The organism is Desulfosporosinus burensis (assembly GCF_054657535.1).
Genome location: NZ_BAAHYN010000018.1, coordinates 68,924 through 87,611 on the forward strand (window position 1 = coordinate 68,924; position 18,688 = coordinate 87,611).

Here is an 18,688-nt window from a genome sequence, read left to right on the forward strand (position 1 = left end):
TTTATTTGAGAAACGGGAGGAAAAGAAGATGAGGCTGCACGGCACACAATTAATTAATGAACAGGGGCATCTTGAAATTGGCGGTTGTGATACAGTAGAATTAGCCAAACAATTTGGGACGCCTTTATATGTCATGGATGAAGCCCATATCCGGGATATTTGTCGCCAGTATTATAGTTCGTTTGTTGAAGGTTTAGATCATACAGAGGTCATTTATGCGTCTAAAGCATTTTCCACCTTAGCTATGTGTCGAATAATTGAGGAAGAAGGATTGGGGTTGGATGTTGTCTCAGGAGGAGAACTCTATACAGCCCTGCAAGCCAACTTCACAGCTGGACGCATTTATTTTCACGGAAATAATAAATCTCGAGAAGAATTGACAATGGCCATTAAAGCTGGTGTGGGACGAATTGTTGTGGATAACTTCTATGAGATGAGCGTGCTCAATGATTTAGCTGGAGAACTAAACCAGCAAGTCAACATCCTTCTTCGTGTGACACCGGGGATCGAAGCTCATACCCATGAATATATTCAGACGGGTCAGATCGATTCAAAATTTGGTTTCACCTTATCCGACGGCACAGCTAATCGAGCCTTAGATTTAGCTTTATCCTCTTCTAACTTGGTGCTTAAAGGGCTTCATGCCCATATCGGATCGCAGATTTTCGAATTAGAATCTTTTCGGCATGAAGTTCAGGTCATGATCGAGTATATGGCAGCTATGCACATGCGTACTGGTTGTCTTCTCCAAGAGTTAAATCTTGGCGGAGGCTTTGGAATTTATTATGCCTCAGGGGATGATCCTGCTCAAATTGCAGATTATGCAAAAACAGTTCAGGATGCGCTAGAGGAAGCTTGTTTAAAACAGAGTTTTCCTCGTCCGAAAATTATTGTTGAACCAGGTCGTTCAATTGTGGGAACGGCTGGAACAACCATTTACACCATCGGATCCAGCAAAGAGATTCCTGGAATTCGGAAATATGTTGCCGTCGATGGAGGTATGGCCGATAACCCCAGACCTTCTCTTTATCAAGCTCGATACGAAGCGGTTCTGGCCAATCGCGCGAATGAAGAGGCGGCTGAACTTGTTTCTATTACTGGAAAATGTTGCGAGTCCGGGGACATGCTGATTTGGGATCTTGATTTGCCAAAAGTCCAGCCTAGTGATCTACTGGCGGTTTCGTCGACGGGTGCCTATAACTATTCCATGTCCTCGAATTACAATCGCCTTCCAAGGCCTGAGGTAGTTCTGGTAAACAACGGTCAAGCAGATGTGATTGTCAAACGTGAAACCTATTCAGACTTACTTCGAAATGATCGTTTGCCAGAGAGTTTGAAGTATCTGCAGATGGCAAGTCGGTAATATGCCCAGAAAAAAGGCCCGTGTGCGTTGTTTGACGCTTGCGGGTCTTTTTTTTGTAATTTAGAAGCACGGTATCGCTGGAGTCTAGAAAACAACTTTCTCGTCGAAAAGCATCAGGGCTACGGCTATGAACATACCTATTCCTATGATTGACAAGCGATGAAGGGGCATCACCATCTCATGCGGTTGGCCCATCTACTCAACAATGTCGTGATGCGTGGTGTCGAGATCGTGGTCTGGGTAAAGGAAAAAGGAATCCGGGGCTTGATTCATTTTCTGCGCCAGGCTTTGAGCGGGGCTCTGCTAAACCATGTAGCCATCAATGGTTTGCTTGGCAAAAAGTTTCAGCTGCGTCTGGATACTTAAGCTGGATAGATTTAAGTTAAATAAATTAGTCGGTGAAGTCAAGACTCTACGCTACCCGTCTGTCTAATTTTTGTGATAACACTTGGATGAATTCACGTAATAACCGCAAATAATTACATAATCCGTTGAAAGAGTGTGCTTTTTACCCAAAGAGAGGAATTTCCATATGTTATACCATTCCAGAGGACCTTTAAACTTCTTCATGCTTCAGCTCTGCTCCTTAAAATATTATATTGACAATGAAAATAAATAATAATATTATATGATTATCCAATTAGCTCAGAATGTTCGAATTGAAAGGGCTTCCTGAGCTAGTACGATAATCATATAATATTATTATAGAAAAAGTAGAATAATTTTATAATTGATTTGGGGGACTTACTGGTAATGGTGTACTGACACCAATACTATAAAATAAGTTAAAGCTCAAATATGCGTATGGTGCGCATATTTGAGCTATTTTGTTGTTATAGCTAAATCAACAATATTAAGAAAGATAATAGCTGCTAAAGCCATTTTGAACCTGGCGTATTCGGGAAGTACTTCATCAATTTTACTCCCGCAGTTAGCAACAAGGCGAAAACGGCCATGTAACATAATATACATGCGTAAATACAAGAAACTTGCCCGGCACCAGCGACGAGCAAACTATTAGGAAAGATTAGCTTTTTGTTACTGCCAAAGTTAAGGGATTTACAAAAGGGAAGGTGATGATTATGAAGGAAATAACCGGGCGTATTATTAATATTCAAAAATATTGTGTTCACGATGGACCCGGAATTCGAGATTTGGTTTTTATGAAAGGGTGTCCATTGAAATGTACCTGGTGCTCTAACCCGGAATCACAGTCACCAGATTTTCAAATAGCGTATAATATCAAAAAATGTATAGGTGCAAATTTGTGTGGTTATTGTATTAAGGCATGTACTTTTGGTGCGTTGTCTTTCCATGAAGATAAAATTGTAGTGGATAGATACAAGTGTTTTAATTGTCATAAGTGTGTTGAAGTATGTTGCTCAAACGCGCTGCATATTTTTGGAAAAGACATGACAATAGATGAGGTTTTTCGGAAAACTCAGAATCAAGCAGGTGCTTGGAGATCCAATGGTGGTATTACAGTCAGTGGTGGTGAACCGCTTTTGCAGGCAGATTTTGTAGCAGCTTTATTAAAAAAATATAGAGGTGTGGGGGTTCACACAGCTATCGAAACTACTGGATTTGCACCGTGGGAAAAGCTAGAGCAGGCGGCTCAATGGTGTTGCTTGATTCATTATGATGTAAAAATAATGGATACCCAAAAGCATAAGAAATATATTGGAGTGGATAATGCCATAATTTTGGAAAATCTTAAAAAATTGAGTGAAAGCTTCCCTGAGGTTGACATCATCGTTCGTACCCCTGTTATTCCTGATATTAATGATCAAGAACAGGACATTATGGATATTGCAGAATTTTTGCAGCCTATACCAAATCTCATGGATTACGAATTGTTGCCTTACCATGGCTATGGAAGCTCAAAATATGAACAGCTTGGAATGGCCTATGGGCTAGAGGGTGTTGGCTCGCTAGAAAAAGAACCAATTCATGAATTGAATCAACGTGTTCGAAAAATGCTAAATTTTCAAAAAGAATAATTGCCTTGTATAGTGCAACAAATTTGAACTTACCAAGAAATATAATAAACAATATTAAAATAGTATATAGTGGGCATCATTTTGTAGTACATGCTATAATGACTTGTAAGTTCAAATTATACGAGGAGGCAGTTTAATGAAAAGAATGGAAGGACGAATTTTGGTCGGTGGTACTGCCCAGCCACCAAAGGAGATAACTGTATATAATATTATGACCGTTCAACTTCTTATTGATGTAGAAACAAGTTGTATAGTTGAATCTCATTTTAATCTTATATCTCCCCTAACTCAATCTTGTATGGAGGAATTGGTAAATGGATATTGTTTAGATGATTCGCTAGAACCGCTATTTAAACAGATTAAGGCAAAAATTTGGCTTTCTACAACAGGTTCGTTGATACAGGCACTTAAAAATGCTGTAGAGAGATATAAGGAAAAAGCACACAAATAAAGGGGACTATCTACTGGGTTGAACAGTCGCAATGCTCAGTTCTTATAAAATGGATGGAAGCCCAATGTAACCTTAGAAAATATTTTTAGGGTTATATTGGTTTTTTTTATAAGTAAATAACGATGGTTCAAGAAAAGTTTTGTGCCATCAACCTCGGCGAATGCCGAGAGGCTATTCTATATTTTAGGAGGTTTTTTTATTATGATTATTGATTTTCGTCTTAGACCACCCTATGGAAGCTATTTGCAAGCAATAATGTACAGAGATCTAGAATTTTGTGAGACCAATTTTTCTAACAAAATGGGTATGTATCAAGCACAATCAGTTAAGCAACACTCTATGGAATTAATGCTCAAAGAGATGGATGAGGCCGGAATTACCAAGGCTGTTATCCCAGGACGTAAAGCTAATCCCAGAATGGGAATAGTAGACAACAAGGATATTGTGGAATTGGTAGAAGTGTACCCGGACCGTTTCATTGGATTTCCAGGTATTGATCCTACTGATATTAAGCAGGCAATAAATGAAATAGAGGAGTTGGTAATAAAAGGTGTGTGTACAGGTATAGTTATGGAACCTGGGGTGCTTGTAGAACCAATGTATACAGATGATGAAAGAATTTACCCGATTTATGAAAGGTGTCAAGAGGAAAATATACCTGTAATTTTAATGAATGGTGGTAATGCAGGCCCGGATGTAAGTTATTCTATGCCTATTGCTGTTGACCATATCGCAGTGGCTTTTCCTAAGTTAAAACTTATAATTTCTCATGGTGGATGGCCATGGGTAACAGAGATGCTTCATGTGGCTTGGAGACGACCAAATGTATATGTATCTCCTGATATGTATATGGTCAATCTGCCAGGATGGCAGGATTATGTAACCGCAGCTAACTATATGCTCAAGGATCGTTTTTTATTTGGAACATCCTATCCTTTTATTCCTCTCAAGGATGGTGTAGAGTATTTTAAAAATTGTGGCATTAAAGAGGAATTATTGCCTGATTTAATGTATAATAATGCAGCTAAGCTATTGGGTTTGGCTTCCTTTCGATTGGTGTGTTAGTCACTTACCAATTCTGATCCGGAAGGGCGTTCCTCTTTTTTTGCTAAAAAATTTACATTAAATTAAAGTCTTAAACCCTTGATATTCCTATGTTTTCGCAATCTACTTATCGGAAGTAAGATTATTGGCGCAATTTAGTAAAAACAGTATTTACAATGTAGAAAAAATAATATAATATGTTATATAGGAAATGAATTATATGAGTTATTCTATAAGAGATATTTAAAATGAACAAGTATTAAGGGATGTCTTGCTGGAGTCGATCTAAAAATCGATGCCACTAAACAAGTCAAAGCCTAAGCAGGTGTATGGTAGCTTAAATGCTCTATACATATGATTAAGCCTTGACTTGTTTTTCTTATTTTAAATTTTTGAGCTAAGGTGTTTAGTGACTAAGCTTAACTTAATCATACAAGGAGGGAGTAAGAAGTTATGGTAGAAGTATCTCAAATTTTAACTGAGCAAGAAAAAAGAATTGAAAGTGGAGGAGGGCAACTGAGTCCAAGACCAAGAATCAATGGTTTTCTATCTACCTTTAGAGACCAAGTTCCGAGAATTGATATTCAAAGAGCGGTCCTATTTACTGAATCTATGATGCAAACAGAAGCATATCCAATGAACATTAGAAAGGCTAAAGCACTTCATCATATTTTCAATAATATTGATGTGGTTATTCAAGATAATGAATTAATAGTTGGTACATGTGGTGGTGCAGGAAGACATTCTATTCTTTTTCCCGAGCTTCGTGGACCTTGGTTTGAAAAAGCATTACGCGGAACGCAGGAAGGTGCCGGGTATCGCATTAGTGATGAACAGATTCAAACAGTGGTAGAAAAGGTTATGCCTTATTGGAAGGGCAAAAGCGCCCATGAAAGATATCTAGCAATGCTACCAGCAGATACTAAGGAGCTTATCTATGGTAATGATGATTGGGGTTCAGCCGGATTATTACAAGATAACGCCAACATTAACGCCACTTTAAACTGGGCGGGTAATTACAAGAAAGTAATTGACAGAGGACTTTTAGATATCAAGAGGGAAATGGAAGAGCGATTGATTCAAGTACCTAATAATGATTATAGTAAAATGGCGTTTTTACAAGCTGCTATTATTGTTTGCGATGGTCTTATGGATTATGCAAAACGTTATGCAGCCAAAGCTAGAGAAATGGCTTTGGAAGAAACAGATCTTAAGCGCAAAAAAGAGCTGGAAATAATTGCACAAAACTGTGAATGGGTACCTGCACATCCCGCCCGTGATTTCTGGGAAGCATTGCAATGTCAATGGTTTGTACAAACAGCTTATAAACTAGAACAGCCTACTGTAGGCGTTATCTCATTAGGACGCTTTGATCAATACATGTATCCAACTTTTATCAAGGACTTAAACGATGGTATTCTTGATGAAGAGCGAGCTCTGGAATTAATGGAATGTTTATGGCTTAAGATAGCAGACTATGTGCCATTTAACGTAACGGCTACTAAAAATTATTTTGAAGGTTATTGTCATTTTGAACAAACAGTTCTTGGGGGCCAGACGAGAGACGGTAAAGATGCGACAAACGAATTAACTTATTTAGTTCTTAGATCTAAAAAAGAATTTCCTCTTCACTATCCAGATTTGTCTGTTCGGATGCATTCTGGGACGCCGGATGCACTCCTACATGCTGTTGTAGACTTAATCAAAGAAGGCACAGGCTTTCCTAAACTTTTAAATGATGAGGAAATTATTCCCCAATCTATTTATAACGGTGCTACGATTCAAGATGCGAGAGATTATGCGCCGTGTGCTTGTACTGAGATTCGGTTGCTTGATCTTGATACATATATGGCAGTTGGCGGTAATCTCAATATCCCGGCTGCATTAGAAATGGCGATTAATGACGGTGTTGTCGCTATTGATGGTAAAAAGAAAAAGTTAATGACGCCATCAATTAAGGCTGCTGATATTAAGACTTATGATGACTTGTTAAAGAATTTTACAGAGGCATGGGATTTCTTTATCCAACACTACTATAAACGTCAAGCTGCTCTCGAAATTTCAAATGCAGCTTGTTTGGCTGCACCCTTTATGTCGCTTTTAAATGATACGTGTGTAGAAACTTTTACAGATATTCATCAACCTATCCATAACCATGGTATATCTAAAGACTCCGGCAGTCTAAGTGTAATAGGTTTTGGTACGTTTGTCGAATCTTTGGCTGCGATAAAAAAATTAGTGTTTGAAGACAAACGATTTACTTTAGAAGATTTAAAAGAAGCATTGGAAGCAAATTTTGAAGGATATAAACCACTTAGACAAATGCTCTTAAATGCACCTCAATACGGAAATAATGATGATTATGCAGATGAAATTGCACGCCAAGCAGATGAAATCATTTGTGAAGTAATGCAAGGACATAGAACACCAAATGGTCATCAGAATTTGAAGCATGTTCCAGTAACTACTCATGTTGCTATGGGGCGCAGAATGGGTGCCACACCGAATGGACGAGAAGCGGGAGAAGCTTTATCTGAAGGTGTTTCACCAACACAAGGTCGTGACGCTGAAGGACCTTTGGCAACTTTGCTCTCGATTGATAAGGCAAAGAGCCGTGTATTTAATAATAATTTTGCTCGTCTAATAAATATAAAAATTAGCCCTCAGGTTTTAGTGGGAGAAAAAGGCATCCAAGATTTAATGGCGTTTATTAGAACTTTCGTTGACTTAAAATTATGGCATGTGCAATTTTCCATAATTAATAAAGCTACTTTAGAAAAAGCACAAAAAAATCCAGAGAAATATCGTAATTTAATTGTACGTGTTGCTGGTTACAGTGCATATTTTACAGATTTAAGTCCTGGACTTCAAAATGAGATTATCAATCGTACGGAGCATCAGTTGGTCTAATGCAGTTGAGCTTTGCAGATGAATTTCAATGGGAAGAAGGTATTAATGGGATGCCCCCTAGCTTCTTCCCTGTTTTTTAGCAGTTTTCCTGGGAGCGTGCAGGGTTTCCCTTCTGGTAAAGGAATGGAACATAAGATGTATTGCAAGGAAAAGGGTGATGATAAATAAGCCCACGAAAATGTCAGTTAATCCGTAATAATCAAAAGGAACCAAGCCATTAGGCTATCTGAAAATTTGAGAAACTGTTGCGAAGTGTTACATTTAGCTCTGACCTTGGTAAAATTCAAGGGTCATGTAAAACTTGAATCTAAAGAAAGATGGTGATGATTGTTGAATAAATGGCTACATAACAGAAATTTAGTGAGTGGGATAATACTGTTCCTTTTTAGTATCTGGTATTATGTTAATGCCCAAGCGTTACCTCAGCAAAGTGAAGGCGGTTTAGCACCGAGTTATTTCCCATCTTTTTTGGCATTAATTCTAGCTATTTTAAGTTTGTATGTTGTTGTTGATAGTCTGATTAGAATTTCTAGAAATAAAAAAGAAAATGAAGAACAATATGAAAAAAAAGATCACAAAACTGTAGCTATTTTAATCTTATTCCTTATAGTTTATATCATTCTCTTCAAATATTTAGGTTTTATAATAACAACAATTCTTTACTTGACAGCAGCTATGTCAATGCTTAAAGCCGGAAAACTTATCAAGTTAGTTCCTATTGCAGTAATAATTACCTTGAGTATTTATTTCGTCTTTTCAAAGGGATTTCATATCCCACTAAATTAGGAGGTGATACAGTTGGATTTGTTTTTGAGTGCGTTTCATAGCGTATTAGATCCATTTGCATTATTGCTATTAGCTTCGGGCGTAATAATGGGGATTATTTTTGGCGCAATCCCAGGATTAACAGCAACTATGGGTGTAGCCTTACTAATTCCGCTGACATTTGCTTTGGAGCCATCTGTTGGAATCAATATGTTAATTGGTATTTACTGTGGAGGTATGTTCGGTGGTTCTATTGCTGCAGTTTTAGTTAATATTCCCGGCACACCTGCAGCCATGATGACAGCACTTGACGGATATCCAATGGGACAAAGAGGAGATGCTGGTAAGGCAATAGGTTATGCCACAATTGCTTCCTTTATAGGCGGAATTATTAGTGCAGTGATACTAGTTGTTGCTGCTCCACCTCTGGCTAAAATTGCCTTGGAATTCGGCCCTGCTGAGTATTTTGCAATATCTGTATTTGGCATAAGTATAATTGCCAGTGTATCTGGAAAGTCCATTGTAAAAGGTTTAATTTCCGGGGTTTTAGGATTGATTGTAGCAACAGTAGGAATGGATTACGTAACGAGTACACCGCGCTTTACTTTAGGATTTACAGATTTGCTTTCGGGTTTTGCTTTTATTCCGACAATGGTTGGTCTCTTCGGAATAAGAGAATTTTTAATGCAGATTGGTACAGGAAAGTATAAATATCAGGTTCAGCAAAACTTGGGTAAAGTAATTCCAAGCTTTAGTGAACTTAAAAAACTACTATTCATTATTTTTCGAGGAAGTTTTATTGGTTCATTTATAGGGGCTTTACCAGGTGCTGGAGGTCCTATAGCCTCATATATCTCATATGATATTTCACGCAAAGCTTCCAAGCATCCGGAAAAATACGGTACGGGAATCCCTGATGGGATAGTAGCTTCTGAGTCTGCTAATAATGCAGTTACTGGCGGTGCATTAATACCGATGTTAGTCTTAGGTATCCCCGGAGATGGTGTGACAGCTGTTATGATGGGAGCGTTTATGGTACACAATCTGCGGCCAGGACCGCTGTTGTTTCAAAATCAGGGTGCCCTAGTATATGGAATCTATATAGGCTTGTTTATAGCAAATATTTTGATGCTGTTATTTGGCCTGGCTGGCGCTAGATATTTTGCCAAAATATTAAATATACCAATGCCAGTATTGTTACCAATTATAACAGTTTTAGCTATTATAGGTGCTTATGCAATCAGAAATAATTCCTTTGATATTGCAGTGATGCTTGTGTTTGGGGTTCTTGGATATTTATTTTCCGAATTTAAAATACCGGTAATGCCTATGGTGCTTGGAATAGTTTTGGGTCCGCTTGCAGAAACGAACTTGAGGAGCGCGTTATTAATTTCAAAGGGAAGTTGGCTTGTATTTTTACAGGAACCCATCAGTCTTATACTTTTGATACTTAGTGTTATTATGGCGGGATATCCATTAATCAGTCGTGCTTTGGGTTCCGGAAATCGACTTGAACAGTCTCCAGATGAAGAATAGTTTAAAATGAATCATTAAGCTTCATGCAAGGCTCGTGGAAATAGATAATATAATATCAGAAAATATTTTAATATTTTCCATAAACAAACCTAATAAATTTAAGGAGGTGAACTTTAGGAATATCCATAAATCCTTTATAAAATCAAAGAATAAAGAAAGGGGCTAAAACTTTAATGATCACAAGGAGAAAAAAGAATTTTTTGTTAATTATTACTTTAGTATTTGCCATGATTGTTACAGGTTGTGCACAAAAAACATCTGGCGAAGTGAAATCTCCTAGCATTTCTGGAGAAAAATTCCCTGATAAACCAATAACACTAATTGTTCCATATGATGCAGGTGGTGGTTCAGATCTGATTTCCAGATATTTAGCATCCCTTGTTGAAAAGGAACTTGGTGTTTCTATTGTTGTAGTTAATATGCCGGGTGGTTCTGGTGCTACAGGCTATACTGAACTTACCAAGAGAGCAGCTGATGGATATACCATTGCCAGCACAACTTCAACTATCGTTACAGATAAGATGTTAGATATTATAAAAATCAATCATCATGACTTTGACGTTGTTTATGGCTTCAATTATGAACCAGCTGCTATAGGTGTAAATGCTCAACGTGGCTGGAATTCTTTGGCTGACTTCGTTAAATATTCGAAAGAAAATCCGGGTAATGTATCTATGGGAACATCCGCTTTTGGAGGAATTTGGAATATTGGAAGTCGTGCTGCAATGCCGGCATTAGGAGTTAAATGGAATCTTATTCCTGCCGGAGGTGGTGGTGCGGTGCCAGTTGTTCAAGCTGCAGGAGGTACAATAGATGCTGTAACTGCCAGTCCCCTTGAAATGGCTGCACAGTTAGAAGGGGGGAGACTGAAACTACTGGCTGTAATGGCGGATAAAAGATTGGATTCTTATCCGGATGTTCCTACTCTAAAGGAACTTGGATATGATGTCTCAATTACTACAACCAGAGCCATTGTTGCCCCAAAAGGAACTCCAAAGGATAGGGTTAAGATCCTATATGACGCATTCGCCAAAGCAGGTAGCTTGCAAAAGTATAAGGATTATCTGAAAACAAATGGTGCTGGGTGGATGTCTGAAGACGGAGAATCCATGATTAAATATTATGATAACCAGGAGAAGGTCTTTCAAAAATTCCTACAAAAATAAGTAAAAGCCCAGGGGATTTCCCCTTGGGCTTTTTCAAGAAATTTAAGGGGGTTAAAAAATTTAGTAGCAATACCGGTAAAATTTCAGTGATTGTTCTCTGAAGGGAAAGGTGGAATTTATCCAGGAAAATATAGCATCTCAAAGGGAGCCTTAGCGGCAGGTTGTAAGTTTTTTGCAGGGTATATTATTACGTCTTCTACAGAAATCGCTGAATTATTGCTATAGCTCCATATTCGGGACAGGAAATATTTGAATTAACTGTAAGAGCATTCAATTTGGCTGAAAAATACTGTCGGTTATTGTTTTAGCAGGAGGGGCTACTCGTTCTGATGTGTGGTATTTATGGATGGTGATAGATAAGGCAGTTTATTATGGTTTGTCTGTTGCTGAGAAATTATTGAATCAATAGGGGGTTTTGTGAATGAGTTTAATAAGTATACCATTCGGTAAAAAAGAAATACAAATTGATATTCCACCCAAAAATCTCATAGGTGTTCTAGAACCAAACTATATTGAAGCTATACGAAATCCTCTGGAGGAAGTCGCTAGAGCAATTAAACATCCCATCAATTCTAAACCATTAGCTGAAATTGCCAAAGGGAAAAAACGAGTGGTTATCGTTGTTAATGACATAACTAGGCCTACAGCAGACCATTTATTGTTACCCCCAATGTTGAATGAACTGCAAAAATCAGGTGTAAAGTTAGAGGATATAACTATTTTAATTGCAACGGGACTTCATCGTCCTAATACGGAAGCTGAATTAAATGAAAAGTTGGGAAAAGAGATTGTGTCCAATTTTAAAATAGTCAATCATGTTGGGAATGAGAAATCAGGATTAACTTATATAGGTAAAACTAGTTTTGGCTGTCCTGTATGGGTTAATACACTTGTCGCTGAAGGTGATTTAGTAATCAGTACCGGAATAATTGAACCACATTTTTTTGCAGGTTTTAGTGGAGGACGAAAAAGTATAGCAATTGGTGTGGCCGGAGAAGAAACTATAAAGTTTCAACATCGTCCCGAAGTTTTTGATCACCCTAAGACACAACTTGGAAATTTAGAAGGTAATATATTTCATCAAAATGCAATGGAAATTGCAAAAATCGCAGGTCTAGACTTTATATTAAACCTAGTTTTAAATCATGAGGGTGAAATAGCCGGAGTTGTGGCTGGCGATTTTGAGGAAGCATTTCAGCAGGGTGCCAAGATTGCTCGGGAGATATACCAAGTTGAGATTGAAGAACAAGCCGATATTGTGATTGCTGGAGTTGGTTATCCTAAGAGCACTAATTTATACCAAGGTACAAGGGGTGCTAGTTGTATTGCTTTTAGTCAATACCCTGTAGTAAAAAAGGGGGGAATCATAATAACTCCTATACCAGCAGAAGAGGGACCGGGGGAAGGAATTGGAGAACAAAGGTTTTATGAACTTATGAAGAATGCTCAGGATTTAGATTCTTTAATAAATGATATTAGGGAAATTGGGTATCCGGCTGGTGGTCAACGAGCGTATTTGTTGGCGCTAACTTTAAAATATGCGGAATTAGTGATTACGAACACAAAGGAAACGGAAGCGGTTGAAAATATGTTTATGAAAAACATGGCGAGTTTAGAAGATGCCATAAGATATGGACTGCAACGTTTTGGGGATGATGCAAAAATTATGGTTTTACCCCATAGTGTTCAAGTTATGACGGTAAAAAAGAAAAAAGTAAATGAGGCAATATGAGATTAGGTGTTGCCAATAGTAAATACTTTATTGATATATGAGGCGGTTGTTTCTCCATTGGTGATAAAATAAAATTCCGTATTCTTCAATTTTAGAATATCACAAGCTGGAATTTACGAGATAGGGCATACTCTTTTTCGCGGTCCATTCTGCCCCGACCCTTTTCTTGTCCATTGGATTGCTCTATCTCTTCAGATGTGGAATTTCTGCCAGCGTAGACCATGATCGTCTTGTTCATGGAAGTCCCACCTACTAGGCTCGAATTAATTCGATTGAAAGCACCATATTGAAATAATTGGTTTTAAGGGGATGATGGGTTGGAACCAAGCATTGTGCAAAAGATAAAAGATATTGCGGGTAATGACAACGTCTTAACTAGTTTAGAGGAAAGAATATGCTATTCATATGACGGTACATTTCAAAGAGGGGTTCCTGAACTGGTAGTATTTCCTGCTAATACCAAAGAAGTATTGGAGATTGTAAAGCTAGCTAATGAAGAAAAATTTCCCGTATTTCCTCGGGGAGCTGGTACAGGACTTAGCGGAGGATCCATTCCCATCAGTTCAGGGGTAGCTTTAGTTTTAACCCGCATGAATAAGATCAAAGAGATCAATCCGGAAGATATGTTAGCCGTGGTAGAACCAGGTGTTGTCACAGGCCATTTTCACCAGGAGGTGGAAAAGTTGGGTATGTTTTATCCACCGGACCCAGCGAGCCTGGCAACATGTACGATGGGAGGAAATGTCGCCGAAAATGCAGGGGGTCCTAGAGCTTTTAAGTATGGGGTCACCAAAGACTATGTGTTGGGTTTGGAAGTGGTAACACCCCGAGGGGAAATTATGCATACTGGTGGTCGGACGGTAAAAAACGTAACCGGATATGATTTAACACGGTTGCTCACGGGAAGCGAAGGGACCTTGGGTATCGTGACCGAGATTACGGTACGCCTGCTGCCCAAGTCGAAAGAAAAAAGAACAGCACTGGTCATATTTGATAATCTAAGCGATGCTGCATCTACCGTTTCAGCAATCATTTATAACGGGGTAATTCCTGCTACCCTGGAGTTAATGGACCGAATTACCATAAACTGTGTGGAAAATTACAATCATTTGGGCCTGCCCATTGATGCCGAAGCAATCTTATTGATTGAAGTAGATGGTGGGAAGAGCCAAGTGGAAGAAGATATTAAGGACATTGAGAAAATATGCAGGAACTATCACTGTCGGACAATCCAGATAGCCTACTTAGCGGAAGAAAGGGAAAAACTTTGGAAAGCAAGAAGAGCCGTATCCTCAGCCATTGTGCAATTGGGTCCCACCAAAATTTCTGAAGATGCTACTGTTCCTAGAAGTAGAATTCCAGAAATGGTAAAACGGTTGCGGGAAATTGCTGACAAATATAAGCTGCATATACCCGTATTTGGACATGCGGGAGATGGTAATCTTCACCCCAATATTTTGACTGACAAGAACAACAAAGAAGAAATGGAACGAGTTGAAAAAGCTGTGGCGGAAATATTTCGGGCAGCATTAGAATTAGGGGGAACCTTGTCCGGAGAACATGGGATTGGAATCATGAAGAAATCCTACTTGCAGTGGGAGCTCGGGGATACTGGAATAGACTACTTAAGAGCGATCAAACAATCCGTAGATCCCAATAATATTCTGAATCCGGGGAAGGTTTTTTAGGTGAAAACTATGGAGAAAAACTACTTGAAAGACTTGGATAAATGCAGTAGGTGCGGTGGTTGCCAGGCTCATTGCCCACTTTTTTTTGAAACCGGCAGGGAACCTTATGTTGCAAGAGGGAAAGTTGAACTTTTGGAAAACTTACGTTCCGGCAAAATAATCTGGAATGACAAACTGGCCGATATCTTCTCCACATGCTTATTATGTGGAGCCTGTACAGAAAACTGCCCAAATGGGGTACAAGCAGACAAGATGGTGATGCTAGCAAGGAAAGAGCTGGTTGCTGATGGGAGATTGCATATTATTAAGAAAAATGTATTTCAGCACCTGTTAAGATACAACGGACGGTTGAATGCTTTAGGGAAGTGTTTGTCCATATACCAAAAAACAGGGATGCAAAAGATAGTGCGGGCCAGCAGGCTGCTGAATCTGATGCCCAAGGATTTGGCTAAAATCGAGACTTTGTTGCCGCAGTTTGCTAGTGGGCCCTTCCGCAAAAAGGTTCCATTTAGAAATACGGTGGGGAAGCCCCGCTTGAAGGTGGCGTATTTTACAGGATGCGTTACCAATTTGATTAATCATAACGTGGGATACAGTATTCTGAAAATCATGAAGGCCAACGGGGTAGAAACGATCATTCCGGAGCAGTCTTGCTGCGGGGTGCCGGCTTTTGCCAGCGGGGATTTTGCTACCGGAAGGATTCTTGGAATGCAGAATATTAAAGAGTTCACCCGGGAAGATGTGGACTATATTATCTTTGATTGTGCCACCTGCCTTTCTACCTGGCTGGATTATCCGGAGCTCCTGGAAAGTGAGGAAGCAGGGAAGCTTACAGATAAACTGATGGACGTGAATCGTTTTCTGGTGGAGGTTTTGGACATCAAACTGGCACCCAGGGAGATGGGGGTAAAGGTGACCTACCATGATCCCTGCCATTTGAAGAGGACGAAGAATGGAAGGACGGCGCCCCGGGAACTTTTAAGGCGTCTTAGTCCGGCCTACGAGTATGTGGAGATGGGTTTGGCAGATCGATGTTGTGGCTCGGCGGGTTCTTTTAATCTGAGTCATTATCGCCTGTCCCAGAAAGTAGCCAACCGAAAGGTAGAATCTATTCTAGAAAGTGGAGCAGAGGTGGTGGTTTCTGCCTGCCCTTCCTGCATGATGCAGTTGTCTCATGCCTTAAAAAACGGAAAAAGCGATGTGGCCGTTAAGCACATAGTGGAACTTGCTGCGGAGTGTTTGAAATAAACAGGAGGGAAACATGAAGAAATATAGCATCATGATTCTAAAAAGAGTTCCTGATGTTGTTTTATTTTCAATGCGCTTGGTTTAATACCCCCGACTTCAGTCGGGACAGCTTCTAGCGTAGACCAAGTAGTAGCGGTCAGCTAAACTATATAAAAGGGGTGACCGCTATTATGGTAGATTACAAAATTTAAACTTTGTTAGGCAGGCAGGTCAGTAGAAATCAGCAGGTATTGAGCAGAAATGACTATGCTGAAGGGGAACATGGGAAAGGTTGCTTTGGTATCGGGAGCGAATGGCGATTTTGGAAAACAAATTTCCGTATCATTAGTGGGGGTGAAATAATGAGCAAAATTTTACGCATTAACATGGCTAACCTTAGCCAAACATCACAAGAAAATGGACAATACGAAAGCCTGGGGGGGCGAGGTTTCATTGCCAGGTTCTTATTAAATGAAGTTAAACCTTCCTGCGAGCCGCTGGGCAGATATAATAAGTTAATTTATGCTCCGGGCCTGATGGGTGGTAGTAAAGTATTCAGTTCCGGTCGGATCTCAATTGGCGGTAAAAGTCCGCTGACGGGTGGGATTAAGGAAAGTAATGGTGGCGGTGTAGTTGGTATCAAGCTAGGCCGTTTGCGTTACAAAGCGCTGATTTTTGAAGATTTACCACAAGACGGTAGGAAATATATTGTCAAGGTCACGATTAATGGTGTGGAGCTCCTACCGGCTAATGAGTATTGGGGTTTGGGAGTGTATGAAACTACTACCCTGCTTCGGAAACGCTTCGGGCAGCATGTGGCAATTTCGTGCATTGGGCCGGCTGGGGAAAACAAACTGGCTGCTGCGGGTATTGCCAATACCGATCAGGATGGAGTACCTAGCCGCTATTGTGGCCGCGGCGGTCTCGGTGCCGTGATGGGTGCCAAGGGAATAAAAGCCCTGGTTATTGATGATACGGGTACAACTCCTTTGGAACCGGCGAAGCCGGATCAGTTTCGAACTGTAATGATGAATTATGCCCGGGTAACAAAGGAATCTTCGGTCGTAGAAAATTATAAGCAGTATGGAACAGCTGCTCTCGTGCAAGTTACAAATGCTCTTGGCGGTTTGCCTACCCGAAACTTTTCTACCGGGAGATTTGAAAAGGTTGATAATATCAGTGGGGAAAGAATGCACGATATAATCGCTGCTCGCAAAGGCAAAAACACCCATGCATGTATGCCTGGATGTTTAATCGGGTGTTCTAACATCTACGTTGACGAAGACTGCCAACCGATCGTAGCGCCCTTAGAGTATGAAACTATTGCATTAATGGGTGCTAATTTGGATATTGACGACCTGGATGTTATCGCAAGGTTAAATTATTTATGTAATGATTATGGTTTAGACACAATTGAAACCGGTGCAGCCATAGGAGTCGCAATGGATGCTGGGCTGGTTCCTTTTGGCGACCGGGATGGTGTTATTAAACTTATTCAAGAAATAAGAAATGCGTCTGTTGTTGGTAGGGTTATCGGAATGGGAGCACAAATTGCAGGAAAGGTACTGGGGGTAACCGCAGTACCTGTGGTGAAAGGCCAGGCCATGCCCGGTTATGAACCAAGAGGGATCAAAGGGGTTGGGGCTACCTATGCTACGTCGCCAATGGGAGCGGATCATACGGCTGGTGCCACAATTCGGGCAAAAGTTGATCACAGTTCCCCGAATGGCCAGGCTGAGCTATCAAAAAAAATGCAGTACACTGTTCCGATATATGATGATCTAGGCTTATGCATGTTTACAGCGGGTGCTTTAGGTTCAAACTTAGAAATTCTCTCAGAATTAGTTAATTCCCAATTAGGCACCAATTTTACCCTCGAGGATCTTTTAGCTAAAGCTAGAGAAACAGTTAAGTGTGAATTGGAATTTAACAAAAGGGCTGGTTTCACTAAGCATGATGACCGGCTTCCAGAATATTTCCAGGAAGTTCCCAATCCCGCGATTTTAACAACTTTCGATGTCAGTGACTCCGATCTAGACAATATTCATAAATTTGATTAGTTATCTCGTAAAAAGTTCACTCAAGTCATTTTAGGCATTTTTAAAAGATTTAACCCAAAAGGAGATGCGCAACATGATGTCATTTCTTGAAAATGAATACAGCAAACAAGTGTCACAATCTCTTGGGTTTCCGCTTACGCTTCGTCATCTTTTTGGGTTTGAGATTGTTTCCGCTGGCAGCCCAAAGGCGTTTAAAGAAGTCGTAGTAATTAGAGAATTTGTCCTTTAAAATTAAGCGTGATTTGTGATGTTGTGACGACGCATAAGGGTAGAAAATTAGATTTGTTAACAATCATGTCTGCTGAAAGGAGCCAATAATGTGAAACTGTACGAGTACATGGCCAAAGAAATTTTCAGGAATAACGGGATCCCAGTTCCCAAGGGACGAGTGTTTACCAGTGCCGAGGGAGTAGCGGATTTCGTCGAACAAATAGGTCCTGTCGCCATTAAATCCCAAGTTCTCTCTGGGGGGCGGGGTAAGGCCGGTGGAATCAAGTTTGCGTCGGACCCTCAAGAGGCTACTGAAAAGGCACGGGAACTCTTGGCGACTGACATTAAGGGACTTAACGTTGATTTAATCCTCGTTGAGCAAAAACTAACCATTGAAAAGGAACTATATTTGGCGATCACTTATGATGGGGCACGCCGCAAGCCGTTATTGATTGCCTCTGCGGCTGGGGGCGTAGAGATTGAACAAGTAGCTGAGGAGTTACTGGTTAAACGGCTCATCGATATTAACGTCGGGT

The 18,688-nt window shown here is 40.0% G+C and carries 16 protein-coding genes; 15 read left to right on the top strand and 1 reads right to left on the bottom strand.

Annotated elements, in window-relative coordinates:
- Positions 1–28: 28 nt before the first annotated feature.
- The 10 genes from lysA (at position 29) to ACYQ3Q_RS24805 (ending at position 12,967) form a co-directional block, all read left to right on the top strand.
- Positions 29–1,363 carry a diaminopimelate decarboxylase gene (gene lysA / locus ACYQ3Q_RS24760; RefSeq protein ID WP_459931112.1) on the top strand — a complete coding sequence of 445 codons (1,335 nt, stop codon included), beginning with the start codon at positions 29–31 and terminating at the stop codon, positions 1,361–1,363.
- Positions 1,364–1,543: 180 nt separating this feature from the next.
- Positions 1,544–1,729: a hypothetical protein gene (locus ACYQ3Q_RS24765; protein WP_459931113.1), complete on the top strand. Its 186-nt coding sequence runs from the start codon at positions 1,544–1,546 to the stop codon at positions 1,727–1,729.
- Positions 1,730–2,445: 716 nt separating this feature from the next.
- On the top strand, positions 2,446–3,363 hold the full coding sequence (locus ACYQ3Q_RS24770; RefSeq protein ID WP_459931114.1) for a glycyl-radical enzyme activating protein: 918 nt from the start codon (positions 2,446–2,448) through the stop codon (positions 3,361–3,363).
- Positions 3,364–3,499: 136 nt separating this feature from the next.
- Positions 3,500–3,814 carry a DUF3870 domain-containing protein gene (locus ACYQ3Q_RS24775; protein ID WP_459931115.1) on the top strand — a complete coding sequence of 105 codons (315 nt, stop codon included), beginning with the start codon at positions 3,500–3,502 and terminating at the stop codon, positions 3,812–3,814.
- 201 nt (positions 3,815–4,015) lie between these two features.
- Positions 4,016–4,879 carry an amidohydrolase family protein gene (locus ACYQ3Q_RS24780; protein WP_459931116.1) on the top strand — a complete coding sequence of 288 codons (864 nt, stop codon included), beginning with the start codon at positions 4,016–4,018 and terminating at the stop codon, positions 4,877–4,879.
- Between the two features lie 432 nt (positions 4,880–5,311).
- Entirely contained in the window at positions 5,312–7,768 is a 2,457-nt protein-coding gene (locus tag ACYQ3Q_RS24785; RefSeq protein ID WP_459931117.1) for a glycyl radical protein, read from the top strand.
- Positions 7,769–8,098: 330 nt separating this feature from the next.
- Positions 8,099–8,554 (top strand): tripartite tricarboxylate transporter TctB family protein, encoded by a 456-nt coding sequence (locus ACYQ3Q_RS24790; protein WP_459931118.1) that lies wholly within the window; start codon positions 8,099–8,101, stop codon positions 8,552–8,554.
- 12 nt (positions 8,555–8,566) lie between these two features.
- Positions 8,567–10,069, top strand: a complete 1,503-nt coding sequence (locus ACYQ3Q_RS24795; protein ID WP_459931119.1) for a tripartite tricarboxylate transporter permease — start codon at positions 8,567–8,569, stop codon at positions 10,067–10,069.
- A 173-nt stretch (positions 10,070–10,242) separates the two neighbouring features.
- Positions 10,243–11,235: a tripartite tricarboxylate transporter substrate binding protein gene (locus ACYQ3Q_RS24800; RefSeq protein WP_459931120.1), complete on the top strand. Its 993-nt coding sequence runs from the start codon at positions 10,243–10,245 to the stop codon at positions 11,233–11,235.
- A 421-nt stretch (positions 11,236–11,656) separates the two neighbouring features.
- Positions 11,657–12,967, top strand: a complete 1,311-nt coding sequence (locus ACYQ3Q_RS24805; RefSeq protein WP_459931121.1) for a nickel-dependent lactate racemase family protein — start codon at positions 11,657–11,659, stop codon at positions 12,965–12,967.
- A gap of 91 nt (positions 12,968–13,058) precedes the next feature.
- Here the strand turns inward: ACYQ3Q_RS24805 and ACYQ3Q_RS24810 are convergent, their stop codons facing one another.
- Positions 13,059–13,205: a hypothetical protein gene (locus ACYQ3Q_RS24810; RefSeq protein ID WP_459931122.1), complete on the bottom strand. Its 147-nt coding sequence runs from the start codon at positions 13,203–13,205 to the stop codon at positions 13,059–13,061.
- 79 nt (positions 13,206–13,284) lie between these two features.
- Here ACYQ3Q_RS24810 and ACYQ3Q_RS24815 point away from each other — a divergent pair, with 79 nt between their 5' ends.
- The 5 genes from ACYQ3Q_RS24815 to ACYQ3Q_RS24835 all read left to right on the top strand — a co-directional run.
- On the top strand, positions 13,285–14,655 hold the full coding sequence (locus tag ACYQ3Q_RS24815) for an FAD-binding oxidoreductase (RefSeq protein WP_459931123.1): 1,371 nt from the start codon (positions 13,285–13,287) through the stop codon (positions 14,653–14,655).
- 9 nt (positions 14,656–14,664) lie between these two features.
- Positions 14,665–15,903, top strand: coding sequence for a (Fe-S)-binding protein (locus ACYQ3Q_RS24820; RefSeq protein ID WP_459931130.1), 1,239 nt, complete (start codon positions 14,665–14,667; stop codon positions 15,901–15,903).
- Positions 15,904–16,244: 341 nt separating this feature from the next.
- Positions 16,245–17,942, top strand: a complete 1,698-nt coding sequence (locus tag ACYQ3Q_RS24825; protein WP_459931124.1) for an aldehyde ferredoxin oxidoreductase C-terminal domain-containing protein — start codon at positions 16,245–16,247, stop codon at positions 17,940–17,942.
- A 73-nt stretch (positions 17,943–18,015) separates the two neighbouring features.
- Positions 18,016–18,171: a hypothetical protein gene (locus tag ACYQ3Q_RS24830; RefSeq protein ID WP_459931125.1), complete on the top strand. Its 156-nt coding sequence runs from the start codon at positions 18,016–18,018 to the stop codon at positions 18,169–18,171.
- Between the two features lie 90 nt (positions 18,172–18,261).
- A partial coding sequence (locus ACYQ3Q_RS24835; RefSeq protein WP_459931126.1) for an ATP-grasp domain-containing protein occupies positions 18,262–18,688 on the top strand: 427 nt, incomplete at its 3' end.